The sequence below is a fragment of the Rhizobium zaerense genome, assembly GCF_051810725.1.
GTDB classification, from domain to species: domain Bacteria; phylum Pseudomonadota; class Alphaproteobacteria; order Rhizobiales; family Rhizobiaceae; genus Rhizobium; species Rhizobium leguminosarum_I.
This window is the reverse complement of sequence record NZ_CM132690.1, coordinates 3,841,923-3,856,725: the sequence shown is the minus strand read 5'-3', so window position 1 is coordinate 3,856,725 and position 14,803 is coordinate 3,841,923. Positions and strand designations below refer to the sequence as shown.

17 protein-coding genes are annotated in these 14,803 nt (G+C 61.4%); 6 read left to right on the top strand and 11 right to left on the bottom strand.

Annotation, left to right across the window (positions count from 1 at the left end; all coding sequences use genetic code 11):
- Nucleotide 1: 1 nt before the first annotated feature.
- The 6 genes from ACS4RR_RS18850 to ACS4RR_RS18825 all read right to left on the bottom strand — a co-directional run bounded on the left by ACS4RR_RS18850 (nucleotide 2) and on the right by ACS4RR_RS18825 (nucleotide 2,775).
- Nucleotides 2-382 carry a VOC family protein gene (locus ACS4RR_RS18850; protein WP_222386215.1) on the bottom strand — a complete coding sequence of 127 codons (381 nt, stop codon included), beginning with the start codon at nucleotides 380-382 and terminating at the stop codon, nucleotides 2-4.
- A 335-nt stretch (nucleotides 383-717) separates the two neighbouring features.
- Nucleotides 718-1,560 (bottom strand): transglutaminase-like domain-containing protein, encoded by an 843-nt coding sequence (locus ACS4RR_RS18845; RefSeq protein WP_260110491.1) that lies wholly within the window; start codon nucleotides 1,558-1,560, stop codon nucleotides 718-720.
- 54 nt (nucleotides 1,561-1,614) lie between these two features.
- Entirely contained in the window at nucleotides 1,615-1,863 is a 249-nt protein-coding gene (locus tag ACS4RR_RS18840) for a DUF1488 family protein (protein ID WP_222386217.1), read from the bottom strand.
- Nucleotides 1,854-2,183: a hypothetical protein gene (locus tag ACS4RR_RS18835; RefSeq protein WP_456189129.1), complete on the bottom strand. Its 330-nt coding sequence runs from the start codon at nucleotides 2,181-2,183 to the stop codon at nucleotides 1,854-1,856. Before ACS4RR_RS18835 ends, ACS4RR_RS18840 begins: the two co-directional genes overlap by 10 nt.
- The gene (locus tag ACS4RR_RS18830) at nucleotides 2,180-2,515 is read right to left on the bottom strand and encodes a hypothetical protein (RefSeq protein WP_456189128.1); all 336 of its coding nucleotides are present in this window, start codon (nucleotides 2,513-2,515) and stop codon (nucleotides 2,180-2,182) included. The genes ACS4RR_RS18835 and ACS4RR_RS18830 overlap by 4 nt, the downstream gene beginning before the upstream one ends.
- A complete protein-coding gene (locus ACS4RR_RS18825) occupies nucleotides 2,512-2,775 on the bottom strand; it encodes a hypothetical protein (protein ID WP_170278297.1) in 264 nt (87 codons plus the stop codon). Before ACS4RR_RS18825 ends, ACS4RR_RS18830 begins: the two co-directional genes overlap by 4 nt.
- A 510-nt stretch (nucleotides 2,776-3,285) precedes the next feature.
- Here ACS4RR_RS18825 and ACS4RR_RS18820 point away from each other — a divergent pair.
- From ACS4RR_RS18820 to ACS4RR_RS18810, 3 genes are all read left to right on the top strand, one after another.
- Nucleotides 3,286-3,525, top strand: coding sequence for a co-chaperone GroES (locus ACS4RR_RS18820; RefSeq protein ID WP_017963568.1), 240 nt, complete (start codon nucleotides 3,286-3,288; stop codon nucleotides 3,523-3,525).
- A 49-nt stretch (nucleotides 3,526-3,574) separates the two neighbouring features.
- The gene (groL, locus tag ACS4RR_RS18815; RefSeq protein ID WP_456189127.1) at nucleotides 3,575-5,209 is read left to right on the top strand and encodes a chaperonin GroEL; all 1,635 of its coding nucleotides are present in this window, start codon (nucleotides 3,575-3,577) and stop codon (nucleotides 5,207-5,209) included.
- Between the two features lie 169 nt (nucleotides 5,210-5,378).
- The gene (locus ACS4RR_RS18810; protein ID WP_456189126.1) at nucleotides 5,379-5,546 is read left to right on the top strand and encodes a hypothetical protein; all 168 of its coding nucleotides are present in this window, start codon (nucleotides 5,379-5,381) and stop codon (nucleotides 5,544-5,546) included.
- 27 nt (nucleotides 5,547-5,573) lie between these two features.
- On the opposite strand, the gene ACS4RR_RS18805 is transcribed toward ACS4RR_RS18810, so the two are convergent.
- Genes ACS4RR_RS18805 through ACS4RR_RS18795 form a run of 3 tightly spaced genes read right to left on the bottom strand, consistent with a single transcriptional unit; the run spans nucleotide 5,574 to nucleotide 8,629 of the window.
- A complete protein-coding gene (locus tag ACS4RR_RS18805) occupies nucleotides 5,574-6,737 on the bottom strand; it encodes a Gfo/Idh/MocA family protein (RefSeq protein ID WP_222281954.1) in 1,164 nt (387 codons plus the stop codon).
- A 10-nt stretch (nucleotides 6,738-6,747) separates the two neighbouring features.
- Nucleotides 6,748-7,671: a TIM barrel protein gene (locus ACS4RR_RS18800; RefSeq protein WP_222281955.1), complete on the bottom strand. Its 924-nt coding sequence runs from the start codon at nucleotides 7,669-7,671 to the stop codon at nucleotides 6,748-6,750.
- A gap of 43 nt (nucleotides 7,672-7,714) precedes the next feature.
- Complete coding sequence (locus ACS4RR_RS18795) at nucleotides 7,715-8,629, bottom strand: sugar phosphate isomerase/epimerase family protein (RefSeq protein WP_222351198.1); 915 nt, start codon at nucleotides 8,627-8,629, stop codon at nucleotides 7,715-7,717.
- Nucleotides 8,630-8,836: 207 nt separating this feature from the next.
- Between ACS4RR_RS18795 and ACS4RR_RS18790 the strand changes: the two genes are divergently transcribed.
- Nucleotides 8,837-9,838 (top strand): LacI family DNA-binding transcriptional regulator, encoded by a 1,002-nt coding sequence (locus tag ACS4RR_RS18790; protein WP_260110492.1) that lies wholly within the window; start codon nucleotides 8,837-8,839, stop codon nucleotides 9,836-9,838.
- A gap of 67 nt (nucleotides 9,839-9,905) precedes the next feature.
- Here ACS4RR_RS18790 and ACS4RR_RS18785 read toward each other — a convergent pair whose 3' ends face one another.
- Nucleotides 9,906-10,811: a S1C family serine protease gene (locus tag ACS4RR_RS18785; protein ID WP_026154076.1), complete on the bottom strand. Its 906-nt coding sequence runs from the start codon at nucleotides 10,809-10,811 to the stop codon at nucleotides 9,906-9,908.
- Nucleotides 10,812-10,967: 156 nt separating this feature from the next.
- Nucleotides 10,968-11,912: an AraC family transcriptional regulator gene (locus ACS4RR_RS18780; protein ID WP_260110493.1), complete on the bottom strand. Its 945-nt coding sequence runs from the start codon at nucleotides 11,910-11,912 to the stop codon at nucleotides 10,968-10,970.
- A 124-nt stretch (nucleotides 11,913-12,036) separates the two neighbouring features.
- Between ACS4RR_RS18780 and ACS4RR_RS18775 the strand changes: the two genes are divergently transcribed.
- The gene (locus ACS4RR_RS18775) at nucleotides 12,037-12,996 is read left to right on the top strand and encodes an SDR family NAD(P)-dependent oxidoreductase (RefSeq protein ID WP_260110494.1); all 960 of its coding nucleotides are present in this window, start codon (nucleotides 12,037-12,039) and stop codon (nucleotides 12,994-12,996) included.
- 347 nt (nucleotides 12,997-13,343) lie between these two features.
- Nucleotides 13,344-14,747: an aminotransferase-like domain-containing protein gene (locus ACS4RR_RS18770; RefSeq protein WP_260110495.1), complete on the top strand. Its 1,404-nt coding sequence runs from the start codon at nucleotides 13,344-13,346 to the stop codon at nucleotides 14,745-14,747.
- Nucleotides 14,748-14,803 lie beyond the last annotated feature (56 nt).

Below are 14,803 nucleotides of genomic sequence, written 5' to 3'. Positions count from 1 at the left end.
CTTAAAGTTCGCCTTTGTGAAAATACGCTTCGAGGCGGTAGCCGTCCGGGTCGATGATGAAGGCGGCATAATAGAATTGCCCGTAATCCGGCCGCACACCCGGTTCACCATTATCCGTGCCGCCGGATGCGACGGCCGCCGAGTGAAAGGCATCGACCGCGGCCTCATTAGGCGCGACGAAGCAGAAATGCAGCCCGGATCGCATGTCGGCAACCACGGGCTGTTCGACCTGCATCACCCAGAGCCCGACCCTTTCAGGGCCGTAGCCAATCATGGTGTCGGAATTGGACAGGCGCTCATATCCGAGCGGCGCCAGCGCCGCATCGTAGAAACGGCGAGCTCTTTCGAGGTCTTTTACGCCGATGGAGATATGATCGAACATCAACTGCGAACTCCCTATCTTCCGCTAATCCCCGAGGGACTGCTCACACCCAAGATGGCTCGACGCCAACAACTTTCAACCAAAGCATGTCATGCAAAAGTCTACAGCGGATTTGCGACAACGACATGCGTAAAACAAAGACTTAAAGCGCGAGGAGTGAATCTGAAAGATTGCGATGCGCTTTAAATCAACGAAGGGGCCTGTATCGTGGGTGTGGATCATTCATGGCCGGCGATCCTGTCCAGCGCCTTGGCGAAAAACGCAGTCCTCCGACTGCAGCTGCCTGCGGCAATGCCTGAGGCTGGACATTGCCGCGCATCCGCCCAGGTCTCGTTCTAAACAGCGCCCCCGGCGACGCTTTGCATCGGCTGCAGGTTCGTCACCTCATAGGTCCAGACGCGAAACGCCTTCAGCATGTGCGGCCCGAAGGAATTGATGAGCGGTATGTCGGCGGCGTCGCGCCCGCGTGCGACGATGATACGACCGATCCGCCGCGTGTTGTTGCGTGGATCAAATGTGTGCCATGCACCGTCCAGGAAGACCTCGATCCAGGCGCTGAAGTCCATCGGATCGACGACCGGAATACCGATGTCGCCGAGATGGCCATTGATATATCGGGCAGGAATGTTGAGGCAACGGCACAACGCCACTGCGAGATGCGCAAAGTCGCGACAGACGCCGACACGTTCGTGAAACGCCTCGAAGGCTGTCCGCGTCGATCGCGCCTGCATGTAGTCGAATTGGACGTGGCGGTGGACGAAGTCGCAGATCGCCTGAACGCGGCCCCAACCCGGTGAGACTGTGCCGAACATATCCCACGCAATTTGACTGAGACGATCCGTCTCGCAATAGCGGCTGCCCATCAGGTAGACGAGGCAATCATCCGGCAATTCCGAAACCGGGAGTTCCCTGGCGCCTGGCAGCGACCTGTCCGGTTTGCCGTCGTCTTCGATCGTCGCATCGCCCCATATGGTCAGGTCGCCCGCTGGGGCAACCAGCCGGAGACAGCGGTTGCCGAAGAGATCACGGTAAGTCGAAGTGCGAACATCCGGCGTGGTGAAGACCGTTTCCGGAATTCTGATGTCGGCCGCACGATCATCATGAACCGACAACAGGCATACCAATGCGGTCGGCTGCGGGCAGGTCAGTGTCATTTCATAGCCGTAACGGATCAACATAGAGCGTTCTCTCGCGTCCGGATCCGCCTAGCGGAAATCCGCCGCAGTTAGAGTTTAGAAGGCGCGGCGGCGGTAGGAGTAGGCTTTGCGTGCCACGTCCTGAATGGAGTTGCGCAGGACGTCGAATAACGAAAGCCAATTCGTTTCCGAAGGCTCGGTTCTTTGCAATGCGGTGTCGGATTTCGCCAGAGCGCCAACCTCGATGAAGAACAACACCTGGAACATGCCGTCATGGCCGACGAAGCGCACAGCATTTCGCGCCGCATCGAAGCTACGGCTTTGGTTCAGGAAGGCTAGCGCCACGGTTGAGCCGGCGGGGTCTCACGAGCACTCCGAGCGGCGTCCGACAGCCTGAGCCATTCCTTCCGGTATCCTATGTTGAGAAGATTGAAGGACATCACGTCTTTTCCGGCGTCCGAACGGCTCTTGCCGGTCAGGGCATGGTCGGCGTGCACTGGAACGCCTGCGGATACACGATAGACGGTCCACGAACGGGCGGATCTGATCCGGCGGTCGTGTTCGATCTCCATGGAGTAGCGGCCGGACGCGCCACATTTGTTTTCCCATGTGCCGACGGCAAAGGCATTCCGTCTTCGTTCGGCTTCGTCTTCATGGCTGTTCACGATGTCAACCTTTCGTCATTCGGGCGGTGGCCAAGGCCAAACGTCCTCTCGATCAGTGTTGCGCCGCTGCCGGCGGGCGAAAGGTTTACCAGTTCCAGACTGTCTTCCGTCGCGACCCGCTCATGACGTTCATCGTCACTGCGGATGCGGTATTGCAGCACATTTCCTCTCAGAGGCAGTGTGGCGGTAATGCGATATGTCTCGGGGAGCTTGGAGGGAACGACCAGGAACCCGTCCTTCACCCGGACGGTTTGCCCCACCTTGAAGATATGTGTTGCCGCCTCGCGTCGGATCGAGCGTCCATTGCGTTGCGGGATGCGCGTAGCGGTCATGATGGTTTGTGGTCCTTTTCGAGCGCGGTTTGGAGATCTGAAAGGTGGACAGGCATCATCTGCTGCGTCGAACTCTGCGCGGCGATCGCCGGCAGGTGGATGAAGGCGCCGACCCGTCGCCAGGCAAGCCTGGAAACGCTGTCGATCGATTCCTCGTCATAGTCGACGCGGTATTCTCCGGCTGGCTGCGCCCCGTCGAAACCGGGCAGGCGGAATGGAGATGAAAAACGGACGACGGTTTCTGTGGTGCGACTTGTCACGGCTGAGGCCTCCGCAGGAATACACTGATGCGTTCCTGTATCGTTGAGATCCGAGCCGGACGAACTCGAGGCTGCCGGTACATCCGCGGTCAGCGCCAAGCTCATTCCGGATCGGAACAGGCGAAATGAACGCCGGAACGACGTCATACATTCGCTATCGAGAATTCAGTGGTGATGGCGGGTCGTAGGTCTCTGACACCGCGAAGCCAAGTCGGCCAAATCGACGAGGCCCATCATTACGCCTTGATTGAGTTTAAATCAAGATAATTCGGATTTATCTATAAAAAACGCCAAATTAACGCGACGACATGCTAAATAAAGTTGAGCGCTGCGGCGAAAAAATTCTATTCATTTCCAGATTAATACAAAATATCCGCTCAAATTGATTTCCTGAATTTTTCAAGAAATTCCCTGGGTGAACAATATTTCTTGGCACTCCTAACAATCGAGTGCCACGGATGCTATTTATGTACTGCAGCCGCCATACGCGCCGGCAGCAGAAAGACCTCTATGAAATTCCGCTCACTTCACGACCGCGTCGTCATTCGACGTGCGGAAGGCGATGTCAAATCCAAGGGTGGGATCATCATTCCAGACACCGCCAGGGAGAAGCCGCAGCAAGGTGAAGTGGTCGCAGTCGGCCCGGGCTTGCGCGACAAAGGCGGCACTCTGGTCCCGCGCGATGTCGAGGTCGGCGACATCATGGGCATCGTCGAAAAGACCGAAACGGCTGCCGACAAAGCCGCCTGAGGGTCGAATTTCCGACCCGCATCTCAAGACCGAACTGGGAAGAAATATCATGTCTGCCAAGGAAATCAGATTCTCCACCGACGCGCGCGACCGCCTGCTGCGCGGCGTCGAATTGCTCAACAACGCCGTCAAGGTGACGCTTGGCCCGAAGGGTCGCAACGTCGTCATTGACAAGGCCTATGGCGCACCGCGCATTACCAAGGACGGCGTTAGCGTCGCCAAGGAGATCGAACTCGAAGACAAGTTCGAGAACATGGGCGCGCAAATGGTGCGCGAGGTGGCTTCGAAGACCAATGATCTTGCCGGCGACGGCACGACGACGGCAACGGTGCTCGCCGCCTCCATCTTCCGCGAAGGCGCAAAGCTTGTCGCTGCCGGCATGAACCCTATGGATCTCAGGCGCGGCATCGATCTCGGCGTTACCGCCGTCGTCAAGGAAATCCAGGCGAGGGCGATGAAGGTCAAATCGTCAGGCGAGATCGCGCAGGTCGGCACCATTGCCGCCAATGGCGACGCCACCATCGGCGAGATGATCGCCAGGGCGATGGACAAGGTCGGCAATGAGGGCGTCATAACAGTCGAAGAGGCGCGAACCGCCGAAACCGAACTCGATGTCGTCGAGGGCATGCAGTTCGATCGCGGCTATCTCTCGCCCTATTTCGTCACCAATGCCGAGAAGATGCGCGTGGAACTGGAGGAGCCCTATATCCTCGTTCACGAGAAGAAACTCGGCAGCCTGCAGGCGATGCTGCCGATCCTGGAAGCCGTCGTACAGACCGGCAAACCGCTGCTCCTCATCTCGGAAGACGTCGAAGGCGAGGCGCTGGCGACGCTTGTCGTCAATAAGCTGCGTGGCGGCCTGAAGGTCGCAGCCGTCAAGGCGCCGGGCTTTGGTGATCGCCGCAAGGCCATGCTGGAAGACATTGCCGTGCTAACCGCCGGCCAGATGATTTCCGAGGATCTCGGCATCAAGCTCGAGAACGTCACGCTCGATATGCTCGGCCACGCCAAGCGTGTGCTGATCGACGAGGAGACCACCACGATCATCGACGGCTCCGGCGAGAAAGCGGCCATCCAGGCGCGCATCCAGCAGATCAAGGCGCAGATCGAAGACACCACCTCCGACTACGACAAGGAAAAGCTGCAGGAACGCCTGGCGAAACTCGCAGGCGGCGTCGCGGTCATCCGCGTCGGCGGCGCGACCGAGACGGAGGTCAAGGAAAAGAAGGACCGCATCGACGACGCGCTGAACGCCACCCGTGCGGCGGTCGAAGAGGGCATCGTGCCCGGCGGCGGCGTGGCACTGTTGCGCGCGAAGTCGGCGCTCACGGGACTGACCGGGGAGAACGCCGACGTGACGGCGGGCATCTCGATCGTGCTCAGGGCGCTCGAAGCCCCGATCCGGCAGATCGTCGACAATGCCGGGTTCGAGGGCTCGATCGTCGTCGGAAAACTCGCCGGCAGCAATGATCACAATCAGGGCTTCGATGCACAGACGGAGACCTATGTCGATATGATCGAGGCCGGCATCGTCGATCCTGCCAAGGTCGTGCGCACCGCTCTGCAGGACGCCGGTTCGATCGCGGCGCTGCTGATCACCGCCGAGGTAATGATCGCCAACATTCCCGCAAGGGACACTGCGTCTGCTGCCGGAAATGGCGGCATGGGCGGCATGGGGTACTGAGGACGAACAGAACCGTTCCGGGGCGGCCGATTGGGCGATCATGCCTGGGCAGACTTCAGCCGATAACCGAAGTGTTCAAGGCTGCGCCACTGCACTTGCCGTCTGACACCGTTTTTCCAGGGCGCTCCGCTGTGTGGAGCGCTCCCACTGTCGAAGCAGGAAATGACCCATGATCCGTTTCGTGAAAAAGAGCGACCCGCAGCCAGCCGCACACGACGCCGGCGAAAGCGCTAAGAAAATCCGCGAGGCAGCCGCCGAGGGGCCTAAGAAAGGCGCCAACGACAGCACCCGTCGCCGCGCGCCGCAGGCGGCGGAAGATGACGACGCGCTTATCTGAACACAGCGCCGCACAGCAGTTCACGACCTAGCGATAGTCCAGCCAGATCCCGCCGGCGTCGGCGGACCGTACGCAGTTTTCCACCCAGCGCACCCCTTCCAGTCCGGCATCGACATCGGGAAAGACCAGGTCTTCGATCCCCGCAGGGGCGAGGCCGCGCTCATTGTTGATGGCAAAGCCGAAGCGGCGATAGAGGTTCGCCCAGGCTTCGAAGAGACCTTCCGGGTGGCCGCTGCCGATCCGGTCGTCGATCCTGGCCTGGGGATAGAGATAGTCCATGCCGCGCTCGAGGATGCGGGCCGGTTCGTCCTGGATTTCGTAGGAGAGCTGGTTCGGCCGCTCGTCCCACCATTCGATGCTGGCCTTCGAGCCGACGATGCGGATCTTCTGGCCATGCATGGAGCCGGCATTGACTGCGCTCGACCAGATGGTGGCGATCGCGCCATTGTCATATTCCATCAGGGTCACCGCATTGTCTTCCAGCGGCGCGCGGCTTTTGACGAAGCTCTGACGGGTGCACAAGAGCCGCCTGATCTTAAGGTGCGGCAGGATGACCTTGGCGATATAATGCGGGTGAGTCCCGACATCGCCGAGGACATAGCTGGGGCCCGCGAATTTCGGATCGACGCGCCAGCGTGTCGCGGGGTTCTGCTCCTCCACCGCAGCGCTATGGAAACCATGGGCAAATTGCAGGTTGACGATGCGGATCTCGCCAAGATCGCCATTCTTGACCATGGCACGCGCCTGTTCGATCATTTGGTGACCGGCATAGCCATAGGTCACGCCGACGATACGGCCTCGCGCCTCAGAAAGCGCCTTCAGCTCCTCGGCCTCGGTAGTCGTAAAGCAGAGCGGCTTTTCGCAGATCACATGCAGATCATGGTCGAGCGCTGCCTTGCAGATCGCGAAATGGGTATTGTTGGGTGTTGCGATCGACACCGCCTCGATGCCGTCGGCCCGCCTGGCCTCAGTCGCAAACATTGTCGCATAGTCCCGGTAGCTTCTGGCTTCGTCGAGCCCGAGATCGACGCCGAAGGCGCGGCCTCGTTCCGGATCGATATCGAAAGCACCCGCCGCAAGGGCAAAGACGTCGTCGCGATGCGCTGCCGAGCGATGAATATAGCCGATCTGGCTGCCTCTGCCGCCGCCGACCATGCCCCAGCGGATCGGCTTTCTCCTGTCGTTCGTCATTGTCTTTTCCCTAAAAACCAGCTGACCTGAGGTAATCGCGGCTTTGCCTCACATCTTCGAGGCTGCCGGCGACATTGAGCGGATCGCGCTCCTGCTCGACGGTGATGAAGCCGTGATAGCCGATCTCCTCGAGCGTCCGCCTGACAGCGGGATAATCGATGACGCCGCGGCCGATCGGGCACATCACACCCTGTCCGCAGGCATCGAAGAAGCGGATCTTCCAGCCGAGCACACGGTCGAAGACGGTCTGGTCGATGTCCTTGAAGTGGACGTAGTCGAGCCTGTCGGCATAGCGGCGAAGCATCTCCACCGGATCCATGCCGGCATAATAGCTATGGCCGGTGTCGAGGCAGAAGCCGGCGATCTCCTGCGGAATGTCAGCGGCCACCCGCTCGATGTCATCGGCGAATTCGATATAGCCGCCCGCATGCGGGTGGATGACGGCGCGCACGCCATATTTGCGCTCGGCGAGTTCGGCGATCGCCGTAATATTGGCGACCATCCCGTCCCAGGCCTTGTCGTCGAGACGCGGCGCACGATCCGAATGGCCGGCGGCATAGTCCCGCTCGTCGTGCCCCCAGTCCATGACCGTGAGATAAGGGGTCCTGAACCGCTGGCCCGCCACCTGTTCCGGCTGCGGCAGCCTGGTGATGACGGCGCAGATTTCGTCCGTCTGTCGCAGCAATGCCTCCCGATTTTGAGAAGAGACGAGATCGTCGAAGATCGTGCCGGCGACGATGAAGAGATTGCGCTCGGAGAGCGCCTTGGCGACGAGCGCATCATCGAGCGGCACGTAACCATAAGGCCCGAGTTCGAGGCCGCCATAGCCGGCCGCTGCCGCCTCGTCGAAGACGCGTTCCCAGGCGGGAAGGTTTGGATTGTTGACGTCATCAACGCCCCAGCAGCAGGGGGCGGTCGTAATCGTGATGGTCACGGTTTTGTTCCTGATAGTGGGGTGCCGGGGCGGATGTTGACGATCAGCCAAGTTTCCCGGGCCAGTATTTGTCGACATATTTCTGGATTTCAGAGCGCATGAAGCGGCCGGAATCGTCGGCGCGCTCCTCCCAGCCGAAGACGCAGGCGGTGATGATGCCGTCGAACCCGACAGCGGCGAGCGACGAGAAAAAGACATCCCAATCGATCTCGCCCTGGTACATATCCATGTGCTGATGGATGGTGACCTTGGCGCCCGGCGGATTGATGATATAGCGCAGCCCGGACGACGCCTTGTGATTATAGGTATCGGCCACATGCACATGGGCGATCAGCGGGCCGGCATCGCGGATCATCCGCGCCATGTCGTCACCGAAATAGAAGGTATGCGGCGCGCAGTAGAGGAATTTGACGTTGTTCGAGCCGATGGTCTTCAGCATGTCGATCGCCGGATGCAGCGTCTCGCACCAGTCTTCCGGATGCGGTTCCATATTGAGGGTGACGCCCTCGCGTTCGAACACCGGGACGAGCTCTTCGATCGAGCGCCACCAGGCGGCCTCGCTGTGCTCGTGGGTATGTATGCCGCCGCAGCAGCTGGCGCGGTGGCTGCGATCCGGCGACGGCCCGCGGCCAAATTCCGAATTCATCGTATCGCAGCCCATCTCGGCCGCGATCGCGATTGCTTCCTTCCAGTAGCGCAGTGCCGCCTGCCGCTCGTCCTCATGCGGGCTCGCCCAGCGGTACATCGGCAGGATCGAGGCGAGCTGGACGCCGTGATCCTTCAGGGCCGACTTGAATTCCGCGATGCGTTCCTTGTGTGCTCGCGGGCGCACCCACCAAGGCAGAAAGTCGTCACGCGGTGACAGCTCGATATGCGCGTAGCCGAGCTCCGCCGCCTTGCGGCAGAGGTCGCGCAGGTTGAGGTGACGGTGCATATGCGGGTCGAGTGCGATCTTCATCTGGCTCCTCCGTCATCCCCCGGCCGCATCGGGCCAGCGGATAATCCTTGATCTCGTTTGTTTCGGACGTCCGGTGCTCCTCCCGGATTGCTGGCACGATACGGCTGCGGCGCCCCCATGCTCCAATGCTTCCTTGATCAAATTTGATCATTGACCTCACCGCAGGCCGATGCTCTGCTGTGTCAGCTTTGGGAGTGAGTGAGCCTGATGAAGGTGACTTTGAAAGATGTTGCGACGCAAGCCGGCGTCGGCACCGCGACCGTCGAGCGCGTCCTCAACGGCCGCGGCGGCGTGCGGCCTGAAACGGTGGAGAAGGTCTTCTTGGCGGCAAGACGGCTTGAATACCGGCAGAGCCTGCCGGTCGCCCATCGCGGCCTGATCCGGATAGAGGTGATCCTCGTTCGCCCTGAGACCAGCTTCTATTCGCGTCTGAACCGGGCATTCGAGCGCATCGCCGCCTCGCTCGACGACAGCATCGTCGTTCACCGCACCTTCGTCCGCGAGAACGAGCCGGCGCAATTCGCCCGCTACATCGCCAACCCGACGGCACGCCGGTCGGCGTTAATCGTGGTTGCCCCCGACCATGCCGATGTCGTCACCAGTGTGCGCAAGGCGGCCGGTCTCGGCATTCCCGTCGTCCAGATCATGACCCGTCCGGCCCCCGAACTGCCCTATGTCGGCATCGACAATTATGCTGCCGGACGCACCGCGGCTCACTATATGTCGGGCATGCTGGCGCAGCGCCCCGGTTCGTTCGTCGCTCTCTGCCACAGCGGCGCCTATGAGAACCATAAGGAGCGGATCCGCGGCTTCTCCAGCTATCTCTCGGAGAAGGGTTCAAACGAGCATCGTTTCATCGAGGTCATGTTCGACCTTGATGACGAGCACAATGCCATGGAGCTGCTGCAAGCGGCACTTCGGCGCGAACCGGGCATCATCGGCGTCTATAGTGCAGGCGGCGACAACAAGGGTGTTGCGAGCGTGCTCGCGGCCAACAGGGCTGGGCGGCCGTTCTGGGTCGGCCACGAATTGACGCGAGAGACGCAGGACTATCTCAGCCGCGGCATCATGTCGATCGTGCTCGACCAGGCGCCGGAGGTGCAGGCGAGACGCTCGATAGACCTTGCGCTGAACAGGCTTGGTCTCATCGAGGTGGAGGTCAGCGCCGAGCCGGTGCGCTTCCTGACGATCACATCGGAAAATCTCTGAGGCGGGATAGGATGCACGGACATCCGCTCGAACGAGCGCCCGTGTCTGTCACGACGCCGGCGCGACCTTACTGCAGCTGCGGCTTCTTGAGAAAGCTGTTGCGGTCGGCGGACTTGATGCGCAGCCAGGCTTCCCGGCCGTTCCTCAGTATCCGCATGGGGATTTCCGCCCCGGCCGGGCCGCTGCTCCAGAGCTTGCGGTAGAAATCGGCCAGGCCATCGACCTCTTCGTCGCGGATCTCCGAAATGATATCGCCTTGACGCAGGCCCGCCTCGGCGGCCGGGCCGCCTTCGGCCACGCTCATGACCACCACGCCGCCATTGCTCTCGGCGGAGAAGGCGCCGAGCCAGGGCCGCGGCGGTCTGTTGACCTGACCCCGGTTCAAGAGATCGTCGAGGATCGGCGGCAAAAGGTCGATCGGCACGACCATATTGATATCGGCGACCTCGTCGCCCTGGCTCATCTGCAGGCGAAGCGAACCGATGCCGAGAAGCTTGCCGTCCGAGCCGATCAGCGCCGCACCGCCCCATGAGGGATGGGCCGGTGCCGTGAAAATCGCCTCGTCGAGCAGATATTCCCAATAGCCGGCGAATTCCTGCCGGGCGACGATATTTGCCTCGACGAATTCTCCGATGCCATCGGCCAGAACGACGGGATCGCCGGCCTTGGCCGTCGCCGCGTCGCCGAGATCCACCGCAGGCGCATTCAGAGAGCCAAGCGCCTGCACCAGACCGAAACCGCTTTCCTGATCATAGGCGAGCGCATGCGCGGGAACCACGCGCCCGTCATGGGTCGTCAGCCAGACCTCTTCGGCCTCGGTGATGAGATAACCGATGGTCAGCACCAGCCCGTTGTCGCGAATGACCACGCCGCTGCCTTCCCGGACGGTGCCCAGCGTCTCCGCCGTGAAGGCATCTTCCGGAATGGAGGAACGGACGGCCACGACTGACCGCAAAATCGGATCGATATTCATGCTTTCATCCCGATAGGCGCCGGCGCGAAAGGCCGAAAGCCGGCGCATTCCTCCTTGAATAGGTAAGAGAATGGACGGCGGGTGCAAGACCGTATCGGAGGGAATTTCAGCAGGCCAACGCGCGACCTCCCTCCGATGCCTGCACCAATCAAGGTTTCACTGAACGCCGAGACTATTGCGCATGGCACCGGCAGGCGGCTGAGCGCGACCATATTGCCGCGGCGAGCATCCCATCACTCTCTTGAAAGCGGTGCTGAATGCGCTTTCGGATTCATAACCGAGAGACAGGGCGACACCGGCAATTGCTTCGGCTGAGTTTGTCAATCGGTCACCTGCGAGAAGCATGCGCCAGCGCGTCAGATAATCCATCGGCGCAAGCCCGACCTTTTCCTTGAAGTGGAGAGCAAAACTGGACCGGGACATCGAGGCCTGTTCAGCCAGCGACTGCAACGTCCACTTGCGGGCTGGATCGGCATGCAGGGCACCGATAGCCGCACCGATCCGCCGGTCGGTAAGCGCGAAAAGCCAGCCGACGCCGCGCGCATTCGGCGATGCGATATGGAGACGCAACACCTGTATGAGCATGACATGAGCAAAATGCTCCGCCATCAGAAAGCCGCCCGGCTGCTGGTCGCGCAATTCGCGCGTCATCCGATCGAGGCACCAGCGCAGCACGGCGGCGTGATCGGAATCCCTCTTCACATGGACGATCGGTGGCAGGATTCCGAGAAGGATGTCCGAATTTCCTTCCGAAAAGGAAAAACGGCTGCCGATCAGGAAGAAATCGCCGCCGCCGTTGCACGTCGCAATGCCGTCGCGGGCGATCGAATAGATCGCATCGGACGGGATCGCTTCGAGCGCCGGATCGCTGGCGAGACGAAAAGCTCGGCGGCTCGTCAGCAGAAAGCAGTCGCTTTCCTCCAGGCGGACAGCTTCGGCAACGCCATCGACGCTCAGCCAGCAGGCGCCTGAAATCACTGCGTTGAACTTGATGCCATCCGGAGGCGGAAAATCGATCGCCCAAGCGCCGCCAGCGTCAAGCCCCGCGGAAACATAACTGCGCGGTTTGAGCAATGCGAGAACATCGGATAACGGGTCCATGTAAAATTCCGGACGATGGCGAAGAGATGTTGGACTTTAGCGCATGGATCGTCTGGAGACCACGCCTTATTCTCGCGACCGTCATCCCGAGCGACGGAAACGTCGCAGAACAAAGGTAATTATCATGAGTGATAAACAAGTCCCCATCGGTTCCGGATTTGGACCCCACACGACGGCCGGCGAGGTTCTGGCCGGTCTCGATCTTTCCGGCAAGCGCGTCATCGTCACCGGCGGCCATTCCGGCCTCGGGCTCGAAACCACACGCGCTCTGGCGGGCGCCGGCGCCAAGGTGACCATCGGCGCAAGGAGCATCGAGGCGGCGCGCAGCGCGGTCGCCGGTATCGATGGCGTAGAGATTGATCGGCTCGACCTTTCCGACCTCGAAAGCGTTCGCGTCTTTGCCGAGCGGTTCGTCGCGTCTGGCCGCAGCATCGACATCCTGATCAACAGCGCCGGCATCATGGCCTGCCCGGAAACGCGTGTCGGCGACGGGTGGGAGGCACAGTTCGCGACCAATCATCTCGGCCATTTCGCCTTGGTCAACCGCCTTTGGCCGGCGCTCTCGCGCGGCGCTCGCATCGTTTCGGTTTCCTCCGGTGGCCATCGCAACTCCGCCATGCGATGGGAGGATGTGCAATTCGAGACCGGTTACGACAAATGGCAGGCTTACGGCCAGTCGAAGACCGCCAACGCACTTTTCGCCGTGCATCTGGACAGGCTCGGGCGCGACACCGGCATCCGCGCCTTCTCGCTGCACCCGGGCAAGATCCTCACCCCCTTGCAGCGCCATCTCGCAAAGGAGGAAATGGTCAGTGCTAGCTGGATCGATGCGGACGGCAATCCGATTGACCCGACATTCAAGACCCCATCCCAGGGTGCCGCCACGCAGGTTTGGGCGGCGACCTCGCCGCAACTCGACGGTATGGGAGGCCTCTATTGCGAGGACTGCGATATCGCCATCCGCGCAACCGATGGAGAACCCGGCGGCGTCAGCGACCATGCGGCCGATCCCGAGGAGGCGGCACGCCTGTGGATCTTGTCGGCAAGGCTGACCGGCATTGATGCTTTCGCGGCGCATGCCTGAACCCATAGCGCGCGGCAAACCCTCGTCAATGTGCGCCGAAGACACAGCCGATTGTCTTGCCGTCCTCGCGCCTCACCCGGGCCTTCTCGGGTGAAGGCGTCATTGGCGCGCACGCTGCCGAAATCGGCCTGCAACAGCGCGGTCGCCGTGCCAGATTGTATTTGCGCAAATAGCAGTCAAATCCGGCGACAATCCGTCTTTAAACGTATCAAACTGTACGCAAAAACTGTGGCATTCCGTCCTGCGTCGCTCTGCGGACCCGGAGGCGCGACATTTTTCGTGACAGCGACATTGTGCAACAATATACGGTCAATCTCATCAGGAATCAGACTGACACGGATCACGACATGAAAGACTGGCATCCAGATCTCAGCCGCAGCAGCAGCCCCCGCTATATGGCGATCGCCGATGTGATTGAAATGGATCTGCGCAGCGGACATCTGGTGGCTGGGGATCGGCTGCCGCCGCAGCGCGAACTCGCCAAGCGGCTGAATGTCGATTTCACGACGGTAGCCAGAGGGTATGTCGAGGCGCAGAAGCGCGGGCTTGTGGATTCGCATGTCGGCCGAGGCACCTTCGTTACCGGTGGCGCGGACAAGGAGCGCCGGGGATTCGCGCCCGACGCCGCGCCCGATCCCCGCCGCGCCTCCATCGTCGATTTCTCGATGAACATGCCCCCGGAACCTGATGATCCCGAGTTGATCGCCCGCATGCGCGAGGGCATGTCGGCGGTAGCGGCGAGCCTCATTCCGCTTTTGCGCTATCAGGGTTTCGGCGGCTCCAGCATGGACAAGGCGGCTGCTGCCTCCTGGCTCAGCCGTCGCGGGCTGGTGCCCTCGCAGGAGCGCATCTTCGTCACACCCGGCGCCCATCCGGCCCTGCTGGCGATCTTCGGCCTGCTGGCAAAACCGGGCGAAACGGTGCTTTCGGAAATCATCACCTATCCCGGCATGCGCTCGATCGCCGCCCAGCTGCGGCTCAATCTGGCCGGCTTGCCGATGGACGAGGACGGTATCCTGCCGGATGCCTTTGCAGACGCCTGTGAGAGATTGAAGCCGAAGGCGCTCTATCTCAATCCGACGCTGCAGAACCCAACGACGCTGACCATCCCGGCCAGGCGCCGCGAGGAAATCTCAGCCGTCGCCCGCAAATATCATGTGCCGATCGTCGAAGACGATGCCTACGGCTTCATTCCCCAGCAAGGCCCGGCGCCGCTCGCCGCAACAGCACCCGATCTGACCTGGCATATCGGCGGGCTGGCGAAATGCATCGGCGCGGGTCTGCGCCTTGCCTATGTCGTGGCGCCTGACAGTAAGGCAGTGTGGCCCTTCGTCAGCGCCATGCGCGCCAACAATGTCATGGCCTCGCCACTGACCGTGGCACTCGCCACCCGCTGGATCGAGGACGGCACCGCCGATACGATCCTGCGTTTCATCCGCGCTGAGGCCGCCGCCCGCCAGCAAATGCTTGCCGCTATCCTGCCGGCCGGCAGTTACCGCGCCGATCCGATCAGCTTCAACATCTGGCTGCCGCTCTCCAACGGCTGGACCCGCTCTACCTTCGGCAGCCATACCCGTTCTTCCGGCATCGGCGTCGTCGCAAGCGATGCCTTCACGGTCGAGGGCACGGCACCCGAGACGGTGCGCGTCTGCCTTGGCGGACCGATCACCCGGGAGAAACTGCGCGGCGCACTGGAATTCATGGCCCATGCGCTCGAAGGCCCGCCTGAGATGGCGGCGTCGTTCTTCTGACGCAGAACCCCGCCTCGGGCTGATCAGGCCCGGGCGAAAGCCGGAAGCGGTGGGGA

What these genes read in the sequence shown, in the direction of transcription:
- ACS4RR_RS18820 (WP_017963568.1), top strand. Translation starts at nt 3,286, where the DNA reads ATGAAATTCCGCTCACTTCACGACCGCGTCGTCATTCGACGTGCGGAA.
- ACS4RR_RS18780 (WP_260110493.1), bottom strand. Translation starts at nt 11,912, where the DNA reads ATGGACCCGTTATCCGATGTTCTCGCATTGCTCAAACCGCGCAGTTAT.
- ACS4RR_RS18770 (WP_260110495.1), top strand. Translation starts at nt 13,344, where the DNA reads ATGAAAGACTGGCATCCAGATCTCAGCCGCAGCAGCAGCCCCCGCTAT.
- ACS4RR_RS18805 (WP_222281954.1), bottom strand. Translation starts at nt 6,737, where the DNA reads ATGACGAACGACAGGAGAAAGCCGATCCGCTGGGGCATGGTCGGCGGC.
- ACS4RR_RS18775 (WP_260110494.1), top strand. Translation starts at nt 12,037, where the DNA reads ATGAGTGATAAACAAGTCCCCATCGGTTCCGGATTTGGACCCCACACG.
- ACS4RR_RS18785 (WP_026154076.1), bottom strand. Translation starts at nt 10,811, where the DNA reads ATGAATATCGATCCGATTTTGCGGTCAGTCGTGGCCGTCCGTTCCTCC.
- ACS4RR_RS18845 (WP_260110491.1), bottom strand. Translation starts at nt 1,560, where the DNA reads ATGTTGATCCGTTACGGCTATGAAATGACACTGACCTGCCCGCAGCCG.
- ACS4RR_RS18850 (WP_222386215.1), bottom strand. Translation starts at nt 382, where the DNA reads ATGTTCGATCATATCTCCATCGGCGTAAAAGACCTCGAAAGAGCTCGC.
- ACS4RR_RS18790 (WP_260110492.1), top strand. Translation starts at nt 8,837, where the DNA reads ATGAAGGTGACTTTGAAAGATGTTGCGACGCAAGCCGGCGTCGGCACC.
- ACS4RR_RS18810 (WP_456189126.1), top strand. Translation starts at nt 5,379, where the DNA reads ATGATCCGTTTCGTGAAAAAGAGCGACCCGCAGCCAGCCGCACACGAC.
- ACS4RR_RS18795 (WP_222351198.1), bottom strand. Translation starts at nt 8,629, where the DNA reads ATGAAGATCGCACTCGACCCGCATATGCACCGTCACCTCAACCTGCGC.
- groL (WP_456189127.1), top strand. Translation starts at nt 3,575, where the DNA reads ATGTCTGCCAAGGAAATCAGATTCTCCACCGACGCGCGCGACCGCCTG.
- ACS4RR_RS18830 (WP_456189128.1), bottom strand. Translation starts at nt 2,515, where the DNA reads ATGACCGCTACGCGCATCCCGCAACGCAATGGACGCTCGATCCGACGC.